Here is a 21437-nt window from a genome sequence, read left to right on the forward strand (position 1 = left end):
TTATTTTTTAGTTGTTGGATCAACTCAATTTAAAACTTGTTTACCATTAACTGAATGTAATTTATTTGTTTCACGATCATAAAATTTAAAATCAGTTTGTGAACGAGAACGATTTGTATCACCACGTTCTGTTTCTACACGTTTTAAGATTTCTTTGCCCTCACCTATACTTTCTTTAAAGCTTCTATTGATATGTGAATTATTACCTGCTAGAGCATATAATTTCATGCCAGCAAGATTTTGAGTTTTGCCACTAAATTCTTCGAATTTTGTTTTTGTATCATCAACTAAATCAACTAAAAAACCAGGTACTTTAGGATATGTTTTACCTTGTTTGTTTGTAAATGAAGAATAATCTGGTTGAATTCCTAAAGCAACACAATGATCTCATAAGTTATAGAAGAAAATACCGAAATTTTGATATTTTTCATCTTTATTATTTTTTGGACGAATGTGTTTTAGTGTTTGTTTTGTTGGTAGAGTTCAATCAAGTTTAACAGTTGCTAATTCGCTATCACTTACTCCTAATTTTTTGGCAAATGATTGTATTAAACGCACTGTTCCAATTGGCCCTCAAATTGAACTATATTCAATTTGGAAATCAACTGGAATAATTTTGTCATTATTAACTGTTGATTTAAAGAAGCTTTCAAATTGTGACTTTGTAGTTTCACCAGCAAGTTTATTTGAATCATAGTTGTAGAAAACATAATCAGCTGTTCTATAAAAAGCTTCTTGCATTGACAACATTCAATCAAAATCATTTTTTGATGCATTATTTTGAGCTGCACCAATTCCATGTCAGTTATCAAAGTATTTATCAGCTTTATGATTTTTTGGTTTTGGGAAACGTAAACCTAATCCTGGAACATTAGCATCATCTGGTTGAGAATATAATAAAGGGAATAAATCTTGTTGTTGGAAATAGTATAAATCTAATTTAGACTTATCTGAACTATCAAATTCTTGAGTTGATTCTGCTCATAAAACAGTTGTGTTATTATCTCTTAATTTTTTAATAGTTGGTAAATTAGCAACTTTTCTAACATATTCACGAACTTTAGCGTTAATATCTTTTGCATATTCTAAAAAGCTTGATTTTCCACTATTTTTTAAAGGTTCGTGTGATGTAATTTCATAACCTGCTTCATCTAATGATTTTGCAAACATTTCAAATGCTTTATATGGATCTGTTAGCGTATTAAAGAATTGGCTATTTTCATTACTTTCACTTAATTCATATTTTTCACTAACTTCAATAGCGCTTTGCTTTTGAGTGCTTTTTGTAATTAGTTTATTAATTGTTGTTTTGCCCTCTTTTTTAATATCATTATTATCATTATTTGTTTTACTACATGCTGTAGCAACTGCAATTGTTGAAACGAAAATTGTTGAAACGCCCATAAATAAAGCGATCAACGACTTTTTGTTTAATTTTTTCTTAAACATATTTTATTAACCTCATAAAGATTTTTATTAAAATTTACTAAAAAATGGGTGTTCTATTTTTTATACAAAACACACAAAAGTAATTGTAATATCAAAAATCAATATGTTATGTTTTTATATACCTAAAAATTAATTTTTTTATGATTTGCATTAGTTTGAGCAATAACTCCTCCACCAATACAATGATCATTTTGATAAAAAACAGCGTATTGACCGGGAGTAATAGCTTTAGCCGGTTCATAATTAATTAGTACATTATTAGTATTTTCAATACACAAAAAACTATTTACTACTACTAAGTTTTGACGATGACGAAAACGTACGCTAATAGGAATTTGAGGATTGTATGGTTCAATAAAATTCATGTTTTCAACCAAAGCTTGATTTGAAATTAAATATTGGTCTTCTAAACTTAAAGGAGAAACATAAATTATTTTTTTATTTATATCTTTTTCACAAACAAACATTCGTTCATTCATACCACCTAAATTCAATCCTTTTCGTTGACCAATTGTATAATACATTGTTCCCATATGATGACCAACAATTTGATTATTAACAATATTAACAATCTCTCCTGGTTGATTAGGAATATAATTTTCTAAAAAATATTTGAAATTACGTTCACCAATAAAGCAAATACCTGTTGAATCTTTTTTATTAGCAGTTACTAATCCATACTCTTTAGCAATGGTGCGAACTTGTTGTTTTGTTAAATCACCAATTGGAAATAAGGCATTTTGTAATTGTGTTTGTTTTAAATTACACAAAAAATAGGTTTGGTCTTTATTCACATCTGTTGCCTTTAGTAAATAAGATAAATTATTAGTATGTTTTACTTTTGCATAATGACCCATTGCGATATAATCAGCTTTTAATTCGTTTTTAGCATAATTTAAAAAAGAATCAAATTTAATAAATTGATTACATAAAATATCAGGGTTAGGCGTACGATTTTTTTGATATTCGCTTAAAAAGTATTCAAAAACATTATTTCAATATTCTTTAATAAATTCAACACGATATAAAGGAATACCAATTTTTTGAGCAACAGCTTGAGCATCTTGATAATCTAATTCACTTTCACAACCTTGATGCTTTTTATCAGATTCACGATTATTTTCAAAATTAGCAACTGTATCTCAATTTGCCATAAATAACCCAATTACTTCATATCCTTGTTGTTTTAGTAATAAAGCACTAACAGAAGAATCTACTCCCCCTGATAAACCAATAACAACACGTTTTTTTGTATTAACTTCCATAATATTTAGAAATCACCATTTTTTAACTATTATAATATTATATAATTTTTAGATAGTGAATTCTTGAAGTAAGAATTTATTTATTAAAACATTAATTTAAGGGGTTATATTAAATGAAAAAAGCAATTTTAATTTCTATTGCATCTTTAGTTGGAGTTAGTGCAATTGTTGCAACTAGTACTTTTTTATCATTATCAGCTAAAACAGATGTTTATGCAAAATCAATCCAAGCAAGTAGTGTTAATCAAAGTTTAAATTACACTAATTTGTCAAATGCTAATGTAGGAATTAAAGAAATGCTTTTAGGTACTAAAAAAATTAATAATGGAAATTATGTTTTATACATTGGTACACAATCAAATCTTGACAATTTAGATTTTGTTTATAGCAATCAAGCAAATCATATTAATTCAGTTAATGATTTACAATACAATGATAATCTTAATTTTAATGGATCATTATCAAAAACAATCAATAATGTTAAAAATTATGCTGACAAAGATATTTATGAACATGTTCCACAATTTTATAGTTTTATTGATTTAATAAATAGTGATGTTTTTAAACAAAAACAAGAATATGAAAATTTAATTAAACAAAACAAATCAAGCACTATTAAAGAGGATCAAAATTGAGCTAATAATGCTCCAGCTGAATACTCTTTTGATGTTAACAAAAAATATAAAGATAAAAATGGCAAAGAAGTTTATTTCCGTAATGATGCTCAAGCTATTAAATTTCGTGAAATTTTAAATTTCTTAAAAACTTATTTATCAAAAGAAAAATTAGTTGAACTAAGTGCAACAAAAACTCCTGGAATTGTCTTATTTTATTCACAAGATAACCTTAGCAAAGGTCCACGAGTTTATGCTAGTTCTAAAACATATGATCAATCAAAAAATGAACGCAAAGAATCATATCCATCAGGTAATAATGTATATAATTCTGCACAACCTGAATTTGGCGGAGATTTAAACGCTGCGATTTATAGCATTTATGGTAAAAAATAATTAAAAAACTAGAAAATAAAAACAAGGCTTAACGTTTCTTTGTAAAAATGTTAGACTTGTTTTTATTTTTATACTTGACTTTCTATATATATATATATATAATGTACTTGTATAAAAAATAAAATGATTGAAATTGTTAATGTTTGAATCAATTTATAACAGTATAAACAAATAAACTAGTTACGTGCTAGTCTTGTTTTATTTCAAAATACGTTTGTTAATAAAAATAAAACGAGCACGTTCAAAATCGTTTGAACTATGATTTTTTAGCGACATTAATAATTCATCATCATTTTTAAATAAGATTTTATAACTAATCACTTGGGGATGATGCATAGCAATTTTTGCAATAATGTCATTCCATCATTTGTTTTGTAAATTATTAATAACTCAAAAACCTAAAATAGTAAGCTGTTTATCTAAGCTTTTGGTAATTACAATTGTTAAATATTTATTAGTTGATAAACTAAACCCATCAATAAAGATTTGATCAACATCAATATTATTTAATTCTTGCTTTTTATTTTTTAAATAATCATAAACTTTTAAAGCAATTTCATTGCGTAATTTATCAATGGTTTTATCGTTATAAATATCATAAAAGTCTTCTAGAATCTTTTCGTATTCGTTTAGTTGTAAATTATTAATACCTAATGATAATAAACGATATTCAAAGCGTGAAATATCTACTTGGTATTTAGAAATGATTTTTGATTCAAAAGCACCATTTCGATCACGTGGAATATTAACTAAAATTTTTAAATCATTCATATGTAATTGTTTTTTAGAAAAACCATTACGATAATTTCGAGAACTATTACTTAAATAACGTTCAAATCGTTCGTAGTTTAAATGATATTTCATTTCAATTGTTAAAATATATTCTAAGAAAGTTCTTGTGAAGTTACTAATATAATCATCAAGGATAGGTTTGTATAAATATTCGTATTTTTTAATTAACTTTTCTAGAATTGTAAAAATATTTTTTTTGTCCATGAAAAACTCCATTGCAAAATAACAATGTTTAAAATTAATTAATTAATTAATTATTAAATTGTTTAGCGAATTACTTGTTAATGTTGCTAAATATTATTTTTTGGTTTTGGTTGAAATAAAAATGTTTTGCGTTCTTGCTTTGTAGCAATACTCAAAATATTTGTTTTGTGGCGATATATTAATATGCTTGCACTAATTAACAAGAATAATCAAACATACCATGTGCCTTTTATAACATGATTTAAATCAAATAAATATTCGACAAAATGTTCATTGTAGTATGGAATGTAATTGATTCCAGGAATTAAAACTAAAAAACAAGTTATGGTTGCTGTAATCATAGCAGATAATGACATATATTTAGTGATTAATAAAATAATTAATAACGTTATAATTCCAATTACTGCAACAATTGGGTCAATTGTAATCAAAAAACCACCATAAGATGCAACACCTTTGCCTCCTTGAAATTTAAAGAAAATTGGGTAACAATGACCAATAATAGTAAATATACCTCCAAAATAAACTAAAATCGCTTGATTAAAACCATTACTTAAAACAAATGGTGCGTTTAGAGCATATTTGTAAATAATGTATGTTAAACTAATGGTAATGATTGGTTTAACAATATCTAAAAAGAGTGTTAATATACCTAACTTTTTACCATAAACTCGTGTCATGTTAGTCATACCTGCGTTTTTAGAAGCAAAATGACGAATATCTTGTTTTTTAAGAAGTAGTGATAAAATGATACTTGCATTTAAACTACCTATTAAATAAGAATATAAAGGAGAAATGATTAATGTCAGAATATAAGCCATGGCGACACTATAAACTTGATCCATAAAAACTCCTTTCTTTTTAATTAATTCACATTATAGTTTTAAAGCAAATGTTTAAAAAATAAATTTTCCATATTTGCCATATTAAATATAGCACACAACTTCAATTTTAAAAATGGAAAAATAAAAATTAATATAAGCATAAAATTCAATTTTGCAATGGTTTTTTGTCTATAATAATAGTTAAATGATGAAAATAAAGGACGTGATGGCTTGATTAATAATAAGAAATTTGTTAATAAAACGTTAGATAATGCTAACCAAATACGCATCCAAAATAATTTAAAAACTTATGCACCAAAATTTTTAAATTTAATTATTTTGAACAATTTATTTTTGTTAATTATGATTGTTAGTTTGTGTATTTTCTTTTCAGATCCACGCTTTTTGTATCGAAATGATGTTATTTCAAACCAGTATCGACAATTTATATTTACATATCAACAAACATCAATTGCAATCACTTTATATACTTTAGCATGATATATCATGGTTAATTTCTTCTTTTTTGGTTACATATTAGAGTATGTTAAGTTAAATAAGTTAGAAACATTTAATTTTGCAGTTGCTTCAATTTTATTTAATCCTTACGCTTATGTGATTATTGCTAAAAATTGAACATCATGAACTTATTATTGACAACGTAGCTTGTATCACATTTTAAGTGAAAATAATAAAATTGAATTTAATATTAAAGATTCAAGATCAATTTTTGCTTTAATTTTTTTGATTATCGCAATTCCTTTTATTGTTTTTTCATCAATTGATTATGTACCTAAAAATCCAGGGCGTTTAATTATTTTTGATAAAAATAGTATGGGGACTGAAATCATTTACACAAATAATATTTGATTCCACAATATGCACTATTTTACTTCACAAGGTAATTGAATGTGCATTGGAATGGCATTTTTGTATTTTATTAATCCTAAAGCACGTTTTGTTAAAAACAATCGAGTTCTATTAATTGTTTTATCTTATATTCTAATTGTTAGTTCTATTTGATTATTTGTTTTATTTCCTGTGTTTTCACAACGATCAACTTGAGTTTGATTTAATAATATGGTTGGTTTTTATAACCATTTAGTTACACCAGTTACTTTTACAATTTTTGCTTACTATTGCATTGTTAAAAATAAATATGTAATCCATTTAAAGTATTTTTATGCTTGAAAAGGTTTCATGTTCTATGTTGTAATTTATGCGATATATGCAATGTTTTTACCACTTTTAGCTAATGTTACTGTTTATGGAGCAATTACAAATATTTGACCAAGTGCTAATGGTAATCCTATTTTTACAACAATGTTATTTGCGCTCATTGGTTATGAAATTCTAATTTTTACTATTAATTGAATGATTTTAAAATTTATAAACAAGCGTAAGAAAGCCAAAATTTTAATTAATTAAATGTAATTAATTATCTTCAATTAATAATTTTTTAACACACAAGCAATAAAAAAGTGATAGGTGTTAACCACTTATCACTTTTAATTATTTAGCAACTTTAACAACTGCGAATTTAATGACTTTATCATTATATTTAAAACCATCACTTATGACTTCAGTAACATGCATTGAAGGTTTATTAGTATTTTGAACAACTTCAAAAACTTCCATTGTATCATCATTTAACATGTCATTAATTTGGGGTGATATTTTTGTGATTTTTAAATTTTCTAAACCATCAATCATGTTTTGAGAGAACATTTTAAAACCTTCGATAAAAGCTTGAATTTTAGGATCATCATAGTTTTGGTTAACAATCTTTGTAAAATGATTAATTGCATCTAATAATGGTTCCATTTTAAATTTAAAGATTTTAAAAACAGCATCATTTACTTTTGTTTCATGACGAGCTTCAAGTTCATTAACTTTTTGCTCTAAAATTTCTTGAGCTTGTTTTGTTTTAGTTTCTAATTGTTTAACAAAATCTTGATTTAATTGATTAATTTGTATTTCTAATTGTTGATTTTTGTTTATTAATAATTCATTAACGTTTTGTAATTCCTTATTCTTTTTTAGTTCATGTTCATACAATTCTTTGTATTTAAATTCTTGTTTAGCATGATTTTTAGTTTCTTTTTTATCAACTTGGTCATGAAGTTTGCCTTCATTTTGGTGTTTGATATTTTCATTATTTTTACTCATTATTTATTAACCTCTTTTAATAATTTATTTTTATAATACTCAACACTTTGGTTGGTACGAGCACTAATATTTTTTAAATAAGCAATTTCTTCTTTAGTTAATTCAAGTGGTTTTGCATAACGAATTGTTGTGTAAAAATCTCCATTTTTTTTGCTAAAAATATTTGGTTTTTTATTAACAATTCCAGCGCCACTAATTCTAAATTTTTTACCTTCTGGAGTATTTGGTGGAATTTCAATAGTTTTAATTCCACTTGTTGTTACTACTTCAATTACACCACCAACAATTGCTTTAATAGGATCAACATAAGTTTCTGAGTAAATATCTAAACCATCGAATGCAAAATATTTTGATGGTTTAACGCTAATATGTAAATAAAGATCAAATTCTTGGTTATTTATGATATTACCTTTTTTACTTACTACTAATTTTTCATTATCTTGTGTACCAGCAGGAATTTCAACTGTTAAATTAACGCGTTCATTAATAACTTTTTTGCCATAACATTGTTCGCATTTGCTATTAGCAACTTTTCCAGTTCCCTCACATTCATGACATTCAACTTCTTGTTGAATTGTTCCAAATAATGAATGAACGTTTTCAATTGTAGTTCCACGACCATGACATTTTGTACAAGTTTTAACATCTTTAGGATCTTTTGCTCCTGTTCCTTGACACTTGTTACATGTGATTTTACGATCATAACTAATATTTTTAGAAACACCCTTAATAGCTTCTATAAATTCTAAATGTAAACGTAAATGAATGTCATACGTTTCATATTGGCTTGATGAACTACGTGAGCTAGCACCATTTTTAAAAAAACTTCCAAAAATGTCGTTGATGTCAAAATCAACACCGCCAAATCCATCACTAAACCCAGAAAAGCCACCAGCTCCAGCAAACCCTTGCGGTCCATCATGACCAAATTGGTCGTATTGAGCACGTTTTTTAGGATCTGATAACACCTCATAAGCTTCATTAATTTCTTTAAAAACAGTATCATCAGCAGATTTGTTTCGATCTGGATGGTGCTCTTTTGCTAATTTACGAAACGCAGTTTTAATTTCTTCAGGGCTTGCTGATTTACTAACACCTAAAACTTCATAGTAATCACGTTTTGCCATATTTAAACCACTTCCTTTAAAATCTCATATTTACAATAGTATATATTATAACCTAAAATGCTAAAAATTAGCAATCAGATATTGAGATTGCTAAAATAATTGTAATCAACATTAAAAAAGAATAGTTATCAACTATTCTTCATTTTCGCAATGTTCATGGCGATGTGCATCATAGTCATGATGACAAGGTTTACATAAATCCATTTTATTCATATAAAGATTAATTGTTTTGTAATTTAACTTAACATTATATTGAGTTTCAAGAATTTTTTGAATTTTACGACATCCAACATAGTGTTTATGGCTTTTACAAATTTTTTCAATTAAATCCATATTTCTTTTTTTAATTGGACACACTTGATCAATTTTTAAATCTTCTAATCATTTATAGTATCCAGAAATTGAAACATCAAACAATGGAATTAATTTCGTTAAATGCATTTGGTGATTTTTGATTAATTCATGAATCATTTTAAATTTCTCTTTTTTTGATTCATGATGGCGATAAGCATTAATCACCTTAATAATATGATTTTGCTCTCATTCTTCATAGTGATCAATTCTTAATGCTTTAGTATCAATATTATCGATGATTTTTGACATAAGCGAAATAACTCCCTTCTTGACTATACTTTATATTATATTTGTTTATATAAACTTTTTGCAAGTAATAACGTATTAAATACCCTACCACAAAAATAGCATACATGAACAAACACATAACCAAAGCGTTTAAACGATAATCTAATTGCAAAACTTGTGCCACTGTACTATATTGAGCGTACACTGGTGAATATCAATCACCAAAACTAAATCCACTAGCGTTATTTTTCACATTAAAAATTACAATCATGACATTAACGTAAATAATATAGCCAATTAAAATAGTATGGATAATGATGTATATCCAATATATTTTAATTGTTTTACGTGTATTTACAAATAAATAAAAACCAAAAACACACAAATAAAAGTGTAAAGCAAAATAAATGGTATTAGGAGATTTACCAATGAAAACATAATTTATTAAATTCTCTCACCCAATTGCTTCATCACCAACTAATCCACCAACAATTGTTAATAATCCAAAGCAAAAACATAAAAAACCTAAATAATTAACAATAATTTGTTTTTTATCAAAAATAGCGACAATAGAAATTAATACTGAAAAACAAGGACATCAATCCAATAAAAATGTACGGGAAAAGGTAATTGATGCTTCATATGAATTGATATAGTTAGCATATTTGTCATTTAAAGTTTTAATTATTTCCATTTCATTACTAAAAAAATCTTTAGCACCTGGAGCTCATCGTAAACAACAAAAATAAATTAAAAAACTAATACTAATTAAAATATTAATAATTCATTTTGTGTTGATAAAATGATTTCATGTTCATCAATTAATTTTTTGTGTTTGAACTGGTTTAATAAAAAAATTACCTAAACCAATACAAATAATAGTCAAAATTGTAATGGCAATTAAAAAATAATTCGTTGACAAATAACAAGCTCCCCTTATTTTTTAGTATAATTCTAGATATTAATTAGAATTAATTTATGTTTAATTTTAATATATTATATTGCAACATTGCTATGATTCTTGCAATGTTGTTTTATTGAATAAGCTAAATATAGAAGGAAAAAGAGAGTATGAAAGATTATAAAAGCACCCTTAATATGCCTAGCACCGCTTTTGAAATGCGTGCTAATTTAAACATTAAAGAACCAAAAATTCAACAATTTTGAATTGAACATGGAATTTATGAAAAATTATTAGCTAAAAACAAAGACAAAAAACCTTTTGTTTTACATGATGGACCACCATATGCTAATGGGAACATTCATATTGGGCATGCTTTAAACAAAATCTTAAAAGATTTTGTTGTTTCATATCATAATATGAATAATTACTACTCGCCTTATATCCCAGGATGAGATACACACGGTTTGCCAATTGAAGTAGCCTTATCTAAAAAAGTTAAATTGTCAAATTTAAGTGTTAACGAACGTCGTGAACAATGTAAGAAATATGCTTTAGAACAAGTTGATAATCAAATCCAACAATTTTTAAGATTAGGAATGGTTTCTGATTTTAAACAACGTTATTTAACTTTAGATCATAGTTATGAGATTGATCAACTAAAACTTTTTGCTAATATGTTAAAAAAAGGTTTTATTTATCAAGATTTTAAACCTGTTTTTTGATCATGATCATCACAAACAGCATTAGCAGAATCAGAAATTGAATATGGCGATCGTCAATCACCAGCCATTTATGTAAAAATGCAAGTTGTTGATAGTAGTGAATTATTTAATGATAAACCAACATCATTTGTGATTTGAACAACAACTCCTTGAACACTACCAGCTAATTTAGCAATCGCAATTCATCCTGAATTAACTTATAGTTTAATCGAATATAAAAACGAAAATTATGTAATTGCTAAATCACTCGTTGAAAGTTTTACTAAAAAAGTTGGTTTTGAAGATTATAAATTAATTAAAGATTTTAAAGCTAGTGCATTAGAAAAAATTAAATATATTTCACCAATTACTAAAAAACACGCTTTTATTATTATGGATGAGTATGTTAGTGCTAATGATGGAACTGGATTAGTTCATAATGCGCCAGCATTTGGTCTAGAAGATTATTATGCATGTAAAAAATATGGTATTGAAACAGAAGTTATTATTGATCAGTTTGGTAAATATAATGCATTAGTTAATGATTCAGAATTAGAAAATATGTTTTATGAAGATGCTAATCAAGTTATCTTAGATCGTTTAATTTGTAATCAACTATTAATTCACCATGAATTAATTACCCATAGTGTAGCACATGATTGAAGAACAAAAAAACCAGTAATGTATCGTGCAACAAAACAATGATTTGTTTCAATTGAAAAAATCTTACCTAATATCTTACAAACTCTAAAAAATGATGTTAAATCAACTAGTTTTAGAGGTATTGAAAGAATGCATGAAATGATTGTTAATCGTAAAGAATGATGCATTTCACGTCAACGTGTATGAGGTGTTCCTATTCCCATGATTTTTGATGAAAATCATGAAGCAATTATGGATCCTGATTTAGTTGAAAATATCATTAATGTCTTAAATGAAAAAGGCGTTAATGCATGATTTGATTTAGATGTTAATGCTTTTTTAACACCTAAATATTTGAGTATGAAAAACAAAACTTTCTATAAAGAAAAAGACATTATGGATGTATGATTTGATTCAGGTAGTTCATACAATGTTTTACAACACTATAATTTACCTTATCCAGCTGATGTATATTTAGAAGGTTATGATCAATACCGTGGTTGATTTAATTCTTCATTAATTACAGGAACCATTTTAAATAATAAAGCGCCTTATAAATATTTAGTAGCCCATGGAATGGTTTTAGATGGTGAAGGTTATAAAATGTCTAAATCAAAAGGAAATGTTGTTGATCCTTTAGATGTATGTAAAGTTTATGGAGCAGATGTTTTAAGACTGTGAATTGCTAATTCAGATTATCAAAATGATACAAGAATTTCAGAAGAAATCCTAAAACAAAATGCTGAAATTTATCGTCGAATTAGAAACACTTTATTTAAATATTCACTATCAATTCTAAATGATTTTGAACCAAGCGTTGATTTTAGTTTTGATGTTCGTCAAGAAGACCAGTTTGTTTTAAACGAATTTAATGAATTACATTTAAAAGTTATTAAAGCATATGAAAGTTTTGATTATCAAACAATTGTTAAATTATTTAATAAATTTATTTTAGATTTATCATCATGGTATTTTGAAAATATTAAAGATGATATGTATTGTTTAGCGGTTGATGATCCAATTCGGAAACAAATCCAATCAACAGTTTATTGAATTTTAAAAAACTCATTAATTGATTTAACACCAATTATTCCACACACAACAGAAGAAGCTTATTCATTTTTAAATGATGCTAATAAAAAAGAGTCAATTCGTTTAGAAGACTTTTATGATCAATCACAATTTCAATTTAAAAAAGGTATTGCCCATGTTAAAGCATTCTTTAGTATTAAAGATGAAATTTTTAACGAACTTGAAAATGCACGAAAAAATAATGTTTTAAAGAAAAATAATGAAGCATTAGTAACAATTGCTAAAAATCTAATTTTAGATGATTACTTATTAAATAATCCAAAACTACTAGCTAAATGGTTTGGTGTTGCAAAAATTGAATTTACAAATACTACAAGTGTTGTTAATGCTAATTTTAAAAAATGCCTACGTTGTTGAAATCATTTTGCAGATGATGAAATGTATGATGATGAATTATCAATGAATTGTTATAAAGTGATTAATAAAATAAAATAAAATAAAATATGGAAGAAAAATATTTAATTTTAAGCATTGAATCAAGTTGTGATGAAACAAGTTTAGCATTATTTGAAAACAATAAATTAATTGCCCACAAAATTAGTAGTTCAGCCTCTGCACAAGCTTTTCATGGTGGTGTTGTTCCAGAATTAGCAAGTCGTTATCACGAACACAATATTAATCGTTTATTTGTAGATATTTTAAATGAAACAAAAATTGATCCTTTAACAATTACTCATGTTGCATACACTGCTATGCCGGGTTTACCAGGTTGTTTACATGTTGGTAAAGTTTTTGCAAAACAATTAGCTTCATTAATTAATGCAGAACTAGTACCTATAAATCATTTACATGCACATGTATTTAGTGCAAGTATTGATCAAGAATTAGTTTTTCCATTTTTAGGTCTTGTTGTTTCAGGTGGAGAGAGTTGTTTATATTTAGTGAGTGATTATGATCAAATTAAGATTTTAAATCAAACACAAGATGATGCAATTGGCGAATGTTATGATAAAGTAGCGCGTATTCTTGGTTGAAACTACCCTGGTGGACCAATTATTGATAAAAACTATCAAGAAGATTTAGCAACTTTAGAATTTATTAAATCCCAACCTGCTGCAAAAAATTTTAGTTTTAGTGGTCTAAAAACAGCAGTGATTAATTATGTTCATAACTCTAAGCAGAAAAAACTAGATTTTGATCCGATTGTGATTGCTTCAAGCTTTCAAAAATTTGCTATTAATGAAGTAATTAAAAAAGTTAAATACTATTTAGATTTATATCAATTAAAACGTTTAGCGATTGGTGGAGGCGTGTCAGCTAATAGTTTGTTACGTAAAAAAATTCGTGATTTAAACGTTATTTCATATATCCCCCAAATGATTTATACAGGTGACAATGCTGCTATGATTGGCGCTTATGCTTATGCTTTAATTAAAAATCATAAAAAATCAATATTAATAAAATAAGTAAGGAAGAATAAAATAATATGCAATATAAAAAAATTATAACGAGTGAATCAGTTGGTGCTGGTCATCCAGATAAAATATGTGATCAAATTAGTGATGCGATTTTAGATGAGTGTTTATCGCAAGATCAAAACTCACGTGTCGCATGTGAAGTTTTAGCATGTAATCGTTTAATTGTTATTGCTGGTGAAATTACTACACATGCATACGTTGATGTTGTTAAAACTGCTTGAGAAATCATCAAACCTTTAGGTTATGATGAGAATGATTTTACGATTATTTCTAATGTTAATAAACAATCAGTAGATATTGCTCAAAGTGTTGATAAAACAAATAAGAATTTAATTGGAGCAGGGGATCAAGGAATCGTTTTTGGTTATGCTTGTGATGAAACACCACAATACATGCCATTAACATCAGTGTTAGCACATGAATTATTAAAAGAAATTGAGCGTCAACGTCGTAGTAAAGAATTTATTAAAATTCAAGCAGATATGAAATCACAAGTAAGTATTGACTATTCTAATTCAACTCCACTAATTGAAACAATGTTAGTAAGTATTCAACACGATGAAGATTATGATGTTGAGTATTTTAATAAAAAAGTTAGTGCTATTATGGAACAAATTGCTAAAAAATATAATTTAAACACTAACTTTAAAAAAATTATTAACTCTTCAGGAAGATTTGTAATTGGTGGTCCAATTGGCGATACTGGTTTAACTGGACGAAAAATTATTGTTGACACTTATGGTGGAGTAGGTCATCATGGTGGTGGGGCCTTTAGTGGAAAAGATCCAACTAAAGTTGATCGAAGCGCTTCTTATTTTGCGCGTTGAATTGCAAAAAACGTTGTAGCAGCTAAACTTGCTAAACAATGTGAAATTCAATTAGCATTTGCAATTGGTCAACCACAACCTGTTGCCATGTATGTGAATACATTTAATACTAATTTAATTGATGAAACTAAAATCTTTGAAGCAATTAAAAAAAGTTTTAATTTTGACATTAAAACTTTCATTAATGATTTAAATCTATGAACAACAAAATATTTACCTGTAGCAACTTATGGACATTTTGGTCGTGATGATTTAGATTTGAGTTGAGAAAAACTAAATAAAGTTGAAGATTTAATTAAAAATAGTAAATAAAAAATGATATGGAATTTGATGTTCTCATATCATTTTTTAAACTAATACAATGGTGCTCAAGAAGGGACTCGAACCCTTATGATTTCTCGGTTGATTTTGAGTCAACTGCGTCTGCCATTTCGCCACTTGAGCAAATTAAACTCTAATTATTATAGCAATTTTGAGTTTAAAAATATTAGTAATTAACAATAATATTATTTTTGATTTTGGCAATTTGAGCAATAATAAGTTCCACGTCCATTAACTTTTGTTTTTTGAATAATTGTGCCACAAGTTTGACATGGTTTTTTAGCGTGAGTGTGTACTAATAACATTTTTTGAAACATCCCTGTTTCATCATTGCCAAATTTATAAGTATGAATTGTTGTTCCTTTATTTTGGATTGATAATAATAAAATTCTTTTAGCTTCTTTTGCAATATTTTCATAATCTTTTATTGTAAGATCTTTAGCTAAAGTAGTGGGAAAAATCTTAGTAGCAAACAAAATTTCATCAGCATAAATATTACCAATTCCAGAAACATTAGATTGGTCTAATAAAGCAGTTTTAATAGCTTTATTACTTTTTTTAAGTTTTTCATACAAGTATTGGGGCGTAAAATTAGCATCAAGAGGATCTAAAGCAATCTTTTTTAATTCTTTAGAATCTAAAAAAGATTCTTGTTCATAAATATGAAAAGTACCAAACTGACGTGTGTCATTATAACGTAGTTGCATTCCATTCTCAAATTCAATAATAATATGAGTATGCGCTAAATTAAATCACTCATCTTTTGGTTGGTAATAAAATTTTCCTTCCATTCGCAAATGCACACTTAATACTAAATTATTATCTAAAAAGAATAATAAGTATTTGCCAAGGCGTTTAATATTAGTAATTTTATGATTAACTAATAAATTCTCAAATTCAGCAGGTGTTTTATTTTTTAAAATTTTTGGTAAATGGACAATTACTTTTTTAATTAATAAATTTAAAACATTAAGATTTAAATAATCAACAATGGTTTGGACTTCTGGTAGTTCTGGCATTTTAAAATCCTCCTTAAATAGCATTTTAAATATACACTATTTATAATAATTGTGCATATTATTTATTTTTAAAGATTCAAATAAAGTATCTAATTCTTGAATATTATAAGGCTTTAAAATAAAATTTTCTAATGTTTCATCTAATAATAAATCAGTTTGAATTGTTGCTATTTTTTTTGATAAAAAAGCCATTTTTTCATGTTCAATTAGCTTATTTTTAACACTAGGAGTTATTTCTTCTAAATTAGCATAAATATTTTCAAGATTAGTGTATTTTAAAATTAAATTAATAGCAGTTTTTGGTCCAATTCCTTTAACGCCAACTAAATTATCACTACTATCACCCACTAAACCTTTATAGTCAATGATTTGTTTTGGAAGTAAACCATTATTTAATAGTGCAAAATTAGCTAAATTAATTTCTTGAACAATACTTGTCCCTGTTTTTAATAATTTAAGTTTTGTGTTTGGATTAATTAACTGTAGCATATCACGATCTGTACTATAAATGATGGTATCAATATTTGATTTACTCATTAAATTACTAAAAGAACCAACAAAATCATCAGCTTCAATTCCAGGTTGTGAAATAATATGAAAGCCCATAGCAGTAAAAAGTTTTTTTATATAAGGTAATTGAACAACTAATTTTTCATCCATTGGCTTGCGTGTTGCTTTATAAGCAGCATATTCTTGAGCACGAAAAGTTTTTTTAGAAGCATCTAGTGCAATTAAAGCGTAACTAAATTGATCTTCATTTAAAATTTTAAAAATCATTGAAGCAACTAATTTAATCGCATTAGTGGGCATTAATTGGTTTTCAACAGCTCATTCAGCTTGTTTATAAGTTGCGTGAAAAGCACGATAAATTAATGAATTTCCATCGATTACAATTGCTTTTTTCATATTCTAGACCCTTTGTTTAACACTTACAATAAAATTAAAATGATTTAATAATTTAACACCAAAAACATAAATTCCATTAATGTCAATTTCATCAACTAAATGCTTACTATTTTGAAAAATTGTTAATTTTTCTTTTTTGTTTTCAACTAGTACATCCAAATAAAAAATATCATTACCTTTTTTAGTTTTTGATTGCACGATATTTAAAACTTGAGCTACAATATTTACTTCATAATTTGTATTGATTTCATTAAAACTTTCAATTTCATATTTTAAATTGCTATAATCAATTTCATTAGTATAATTTGTGTAATTTAAACTACTTAAATTAATTCCTAAATATTGAATTTCATCTTCTTGAAAACGTTCATTAATACTCATATCATTTGCATAATCTAAACCAACTAAATTTAAATCAAAAAAATGACCATTCAATCCTGTTTTCTCAAAAATTTCTTCTAAATTATTTAATAAAAATAAACGATTAATTTCAAAGCTATCAAAAGCTCCAATGCGAATTAAAATTTCAATATTTTTTAAACTAATGTTACCTTTTTTTAAAGCATCAATATATGAAATATAATCACTTAATTCTGCATTTTCTAAAGCTAACTTAATTTTTTTAAGTAACTCATCACCAAAACCTTTAATTGTTTTAAAACCAAAACGAATAATTTGTTTGTGATTATCAATGACAAAATCATTACTAAAATGTTGAATATCAGGTCCTTTAATACTAATATTAAAATCTTTAGCTTCATCTAAATAAGATAATAGTTTTTCTTTTGATGCACTCGTATGTGATAGTAAAACACTTAAAAATTCTAGTGGATAATAATGTTTTAAATAAGCTAATCAATAACTAATGTATGAATATGCTAGTGAGTGAGAATGGTTAAATCCATAATGAGCAAATGAGAAAATATATTCAAAAATTTGGTTTACTAATGGTTGTTTATAATTATTAGCTAAAGCACCATTAATAAAATCATCTTTTAGTTGCATTAAAATTTTTTCATCTTTTTTTGAAATTGCTCGACGGAAATTATCAGATGTTGCAATATCAAAATTAGCAATTGTTTTAACTAATTCAATCACTTGTTCTTGATAAATAATTATTCCATATGTTGGTTCTAAAATTTTTTTTGTTTGTTCATTTCAATAACTAAATTCTTCACGTTTGAATCGTCGTTCAACAAATGTTTTAATATTTTGTTGTGGACCTGGTCTAAAAAGTGCTGAAACAATGGAAATATCTTCAATATTTTGTGGCTTAACTTTTAATAAAACCTTTTTCATTCCAGGTGATTCTAATTGAAAAATACCATTTGTTTTAGCTTTTGCTAAATCTTGAAAAACAAATTTATCATTGTAATCAATATTAAAAAGATCGATTTTTTTATTTTGTGTTTTATAAATCATTTTTAAAACATTATCAATAATTGTTAGGTTTTTTAAACCTAATAAATCCATTTTAATTAAACCAAAACGTTCTAAATACTCCATTGAATATTGTGATAAAGGACGATCATTAATGCCTAATTGAATTGGAATAATATTTGTAATTGAACTATTGCTTAAAATTATTCCAGCAGCATGTGTTCCAATTTGACGTGGAGCATGAATTAATTTTTTAGAAATTTCAAATAATTCTTTATGTAAAACATACATTTCTTTTAATGTCGCACTTTTTTTAATTGCTAAATCAATGTCTTCATCATAATCAGTTTTAATGTTTTTGCAAATTTTATCAATGACTTTTAAATCAATACCCAAAATCCGCCCCACATCACGAAGGGCCATTTTTGCTTTTAATCGTTGAAAAGTTACAATATAAGCAACGTGATCATTGCCATATTTTTCAAATAAATATTCAATGACTTGATCACGTTTTTCATCCATAATGTCAGTATCAATATCTGGCATACTTTTTCTTGTTGGATTTAAAAATCGTTCAAAGATTAAATTATGTTTAATGGGATCAATATCAGTAATATACAAACAATACGCAACTAATGACCCAGCTGCACTTCCTCGACCAGGTCCTACAATAATTCCATTGCTTTTAGCATAATTTATAAAATCATAAACAATTAAAAAATAATCATCAAATTGTTTTTCACTAATAACATCTAACTCATATTTTAACCGTTGAGCATAAGCTTTTTTAACTTGCCCATCATGAGCGTTTAAACGTTGTTTTAATCCACTAATACACAATTGTTTTAAAATTTCACTCGAAACTGTTAAATTGTTTTTATCATAAACAGGAATATTAATTGGTAGATCATGAATTTCAACTTGTAATTCATTTAAAACTTTATTTAAATTATCTAAAGCAATTGTTGAAAATAAAGATTGTGCTTCATGATCATTTAAAAAATAATTTTTATCAAATTCATGACAATCTATAAAATCATCTAATTTTAAATCATTTTTAATAGCAAGCATGGCTAAAAAAACTGTTTTATCATTTTCTTGTGCATAAAAAACGCTTTGTAATGCAATAGCATTAGAAGCGTTTTGATTTTGGGCTTGATAAAAATTAGGGTTTTCAAAAACTAAACCCCCTTTTTTACAAACAATAATTAAATCATCAAAATCTTCTTGAATTATAAATGTTGTATTTGTCATAATTCAAGATGATCATTTAATTAATTTTAAATAGCCATTATAATTTTTAGCATAAGCTACTAAAGTTGTGTTTTGATATTCAAATTCTAAACCAATGATGGGAATTAAATTATGTGCTTTCGCTTTATCATAAAATTCAATACAACCATACATGTTATTTAAATCTGTTAAACAAACATATGGTTGATTATTATCTAATGCGTGTTGAATTAAATCATCAATACTTAAAGCGCTATTAAGTAAAGAATAATATGAGTGCACATTTAAATTAATAAACATTATAAATTTCGTTGTTTTTCTTTAATAATCTTTTTAATTTTTTCACGTGTTTTCTTATCAATTTTTTCATACTCTAAAATGTATGATAATTCTTCGATTGAATGTTGTTCATAAGGTTTTTGTTCATCAATATCATTAATATCAAAAATTGATGTTTCTTGCACTTTTGAACGTTCAAATAACTTTTCAAAATCACTTTTTTTATCACTCATAATTTATTACACATCCTTATAAAAATTTCATTTGTTTACTATCTAATATTATAAATAAAATTAGTTAGTAAATATATTATTTTTGATTAATCAACAACCTCTTGATTTTTAATTAATAACTCAAGAGCTTTTAATAAATCATTTAATTGATCAATATTAGCTAAACTACAACCTGCAGCTAAATCATGACCTCCTCCATTAAATTGATTAGCAACTAAACGCACTTTGTATTTATTACTTCGTAATGAGACTTTATAAGTGTTCGTAGTTTCATCAAAATAAACAACAAATCAAATTGGATAGTTTTTAATATTACTTAATAAATAGACTTTATCGCCTCATCTTGTAAAATTATATTTTTGATTTCAGCTTTTATCAATATTTAAATAAGCAATTTGCTTATGTGTTTTAATGGTTTTAATTAATTCATTATCAAATAAAATATCATCTAAATTACGTTCATACAATTGTTGATAAATTTGGTAGTGCTTCACATTGTTTTTAAAAAATCAAGCCATGATTTCATATGTAATATCACTTACTTTATCATACATTAGCCGATTTGAATCAGTTGTTAAACCTAATAGTAAATAATTTAATGTTTTTACATCAAAGTTTAAATTAGTGTGCATTAGTGAATAAGCTAGCATTTCACAAGTAGCAATTGATTGATCATTAATATAAGTAAGATCAGTGTAAGATACTGTTTTTACATGATGATCAACTAAAATTGTTTTTTTAGCTAGTGTATGTTTTTGTGATAAAACTCGCTCTTGATTGGCTGTATCAACAATAAAAGCTAATGAACCTTCAATAAATTCATCTTCAACTTCATTTTTATCAAACGTAAAGAAATTTTTAAAATCATTTGGATTTAATGTGTTAATACCAACAATTTTAACTCTTGTGCCAAAAGTATTTAATTTTAAAATTCTTGCTAATGCAAAAGCTGATCCTAAAGCATCACAATCGGGATTTGTATGAACAAAAATACTAATTTTACTAAAACCATATGTTTGTTCAATTAACTTATTTAACAAATCTTTTTGCATAATAACTC

18 protein-coding genes and 1 tRNA gene are annotated in these 21437 nt (G+C 25.8%); 5 read left to right on the forward strand and 14 right to left on the reverse strand.

Annotation, left to right across the window (positions count from 1 at the left end; genetic code table 4):
• Both UUR8_RS02215 and mnmA read right to left on the reverse strand, forming a co-directional pair.
• Nucleotides 1–1449, reverse strand: a complete 1449-nt coding sequence (locus UUR8_RS02215; RefSeq protein WP_004025734.1) for a hypothetical protein — start codon at nucleotides 1447–1449, stop codon at nucleotides 1–3.
• A gap of 122 nt (nucleotides 1450–1571) precedes the next feature.
• The gene (mnmA, locus tag UUR8_RS02220; protein WP_004026155.1) at nucleotides 1572–2714 is read right to left on the reverse strand and encodes a tRNA 2-thiouridine(34) synthase MnmA; all 1143 of its coding nucleotides are present in this window, start codon (nucleotides 2712–2714) and stop codon (nucleotides 1572–1574) included.
• Nucleotides 2715–2827: 113 nt separating this feature from the next.
• Between mnmA and UUR8_RS02225 the strand changes: the two genes are divergently transcribed.
• Nucleotides 2828–3724, forward strand: a complete 897-nt coding sequence (locus tag UUR8_RS02225) for a DUF6856 family protein (protein WP_004025509.1) — start codon at nucleotides 2828–2830, stop codon at nucleotides 3722–3724.
• A 198-nt stretch (nucleotides 3725–3922) separates the two neighbouring features.
• On the opposite strand, the gene UUR8_RS02230 is transcribed toward UUR8_RS02225, so the two are convergent.
• Nucleotides 3923–4720 (reverse strand): transposase, encoded by a 798-nt coding sequence (locus tag UUR8_RS02230; RefSeq protein WP_004026163.1) that lies wholly within the window; start codon nucleotides 4718–4720, stop codon nucleotides 3923–3925.
• An 86-nt stretch (nucleotides 4721–4806) separates the two neighbouring features.
• Entirely contained in the window at nucleotides 4807–5565 is a 759-nt protein-coding gene (plsY, locus tag UUR8_RS02235; RefSeq protein WP_004026031.1) for a glycerol-3-phosphate 1-O-acyltransferase PlsY, read from the reverse strand.
• Between the two features lie 210 nt (nucleotides 5566–5775).
• On the opposite strand from plsY, the gene UUR8_RS02240 reads away from it, so the two are divergent.
• The gene (locus tag UUR8_RS02240; protein ID WP_004025807.1) at nucleotides 5776–6972 is read left to right on the forward strand and encodes a DUF1600 domain-containing protein; all 1197 of its coding nucleotides are present in this window, start codon (nucleotides 5776–5778) and stop codon (nucleotides 6970–6972) included.
• A gap of 84 nt (nucleotides 6973–7056) precedes the next feature.
• Here UUR8_RS02240 and grpE read toward each other — a convergent pair whose 3' ends face one another.
• The 4 genes from grpE to UUR8_RS02260 all read right to left on the reverse strand — a co-directional run bounded on the left by grpE (nucleotide 7057) and on the right by UUR8_RS02260 (nucleotide 10344).
• Complete coding sequence (gene grpE / locus UUR8_RS02245) at nucleotides 7057–7713, reverse strand: nucleotide exchange factor GrpE (RefSeq protein WP_004025911.1); 657 nt, start codon at nucleotides 7711–7713, stop codon at nucleotides 7057–7059.
• Nucleotides 7713–8840 (reverse strand): molecular chaperone DnaJ, encoded by a 1128-nt coding sequence (gene dnaJ, locus UUR8_RS02250; protein WP_004025862.1) that lies wholly within the window; start codon nucleotides 8838–8840, stop codon nucleotides 7713–7715. The genes grpE and dnaJ overlap by 1 nt, the downstream gene beginning before the upstream one ends.
• Nucleotides 8841–8972: 132 nt before the next feature.
• Nucleotides 8973–9443, reverse strand: a complete 471-nt coding sequence (locus UUR8_RS02255; RefSeq protein ID WP_004025562.1) for an IS3 family transposase — start codon at nucleotides 9441–9443, stop codon at nucleotides 8973–8975.
• Nucleotides 9424–10344 (reverse strand): DUF5378 family protein, encoded by a 921-nt coding sequence (locus UUR8_RS02260; protein WP_004025587.1) that lies wholly within the window; start codon nucleotides 10342–10344, stop codon nucleotides 9424–9426. The genes UUR8_RS02255 and UUR8_RS02260 overlap by 20 nt, the downstream gene beginning before the upstream one ends.
• A gap of 149 nt (nucleotides 10345–10493) precedes the next feature.
• Between UUR8_RS02260 and ileS the strand changes: the two genes are divergently transcribed.
• From ileS to metK, 3 genes are read left to right on the forward strand one after another with little or no spacing between them, the layout of a single operon-like run.
• A complete protein-coding gene (gene ileS, locus UUR8_RS02265) occupies nucleotides 10494–13196 on the forward strand; it encodes an isoleucine--tRNA ligase (protein WP_004026100.1) in 2703 nt (900 codons plus the stop codon).
• An 8-nt stretch (nucleotides 13197–13204) separates the two neighbouring features.
• A complete protein-coding gene (gene tsaD, locus UUR8_RS02270; RefSeq protein WP_004026205.1) occupies nucleotides 13205–14167 on the forward strand; it encodes a tRNA (adenosine(37)-N6)-threonylcarbamoyltransferase complex transferase subunit TsaD in 963 nt (320 codons plus the stop codon).
• Between the two features lie 20 nt (nucleotides 14168–14187).
• Nucleotides 14188–15318 (forward strand): methionine adenosyltransferase, encoded by a 1131-nt coding sequence (gene metK, locus UUR8_RS02275; protein WP_004025944.1) that lies wholly within the window; start codon nucleotides 14188–14190, stop codon nucleotides 15316–15318.
• 50 nt (nucleotides 15319–15368) lie between these two features.
• On the opposite strand, the gene UUR8_RS02280 is transcribed toward metK, so the two are convergent.
• From UUR8_RS02280 to UUR8_RS02305, 6 genes are all read right to left on the reverse strand, one after another.
• Nucleotides 15369–15450 (reverse strand) — tRNA-Leu (locus UUR8_RS02280).
• Nucleotides 15451–15512: 62 nt separating this feature from the next.
• Entirely contained in the window at nucleotides 15513–16346 is an 834-nt protein-coding gene (mutM, locus tag UUR8_RS02285) for a DNA-formamidopyrimidine glycosylase (RefSeq protein WP_004025792.1), read from the reverse strand.
• A gap of 36 nt (nucleotides 16347–16382) precedes the next feature.
• Entirely contained in the window at nucleotides 16383–17252 is an 870-nt protein-coding gene (locus UUR8_RS02290; protein WP_004025688.1) for a 5'-3' exonuclease, read from the reverse strand.
• A 3-nt stretch (nucleotides 17253–17255) separates the two neighbouring features.
• The gene (locus tag UUR8_RS02295) at nucleotides 17256–20165 is read right to left on the reverse strand and encodes a DNA polymerase III subunit alpha (protein ID WP_004025710.1); all 2910 of its coding nucleotides are present in this window, start codon (nucleotides 20163–20165) and stop codon (nucleotides 17256–17258) included.
• A complete protein-coding gene (locus UUR8_RS02300; protein ID WP_004026005.1) occupies nucleotides 20165–20377 on the reverse strand; it encodes a hypothetical protein in 213 nt (70 codons plus the stop codon). The genes UUR8_RS02295 and UUR8_RS02300 overlap by 1 nt, the downstream gene beginning before the upstream one ends.
• Nucleotides 20378–20463: 86 nt before the next feature.
• Nucleotides 20464–21429 (reverse strand): DHH family phosphoesterase, encoded by a 966-nt coding sequence (locus UUR8_RS02305; protein WP_004025738.1) that lies wholly within the window; start codon nucleotides 21427–21429, stop codon nucleotides 20464–20466.
• Nucleotides 21430–21437: the final 8 nt, after the last annotated feature.

The organism is Ureaplasma urealyticum serovar 8 str. ATCC 27618, from assembly GCF_000169535.1.
Taxonomy (GTDB): domain Bacteria; phylum Bacillota_I; class Bacilli_A; order Mycoplasmatales; family Mycoplasmoidaceae; genus Ureaplasma; species Ureaplasma urealyticum.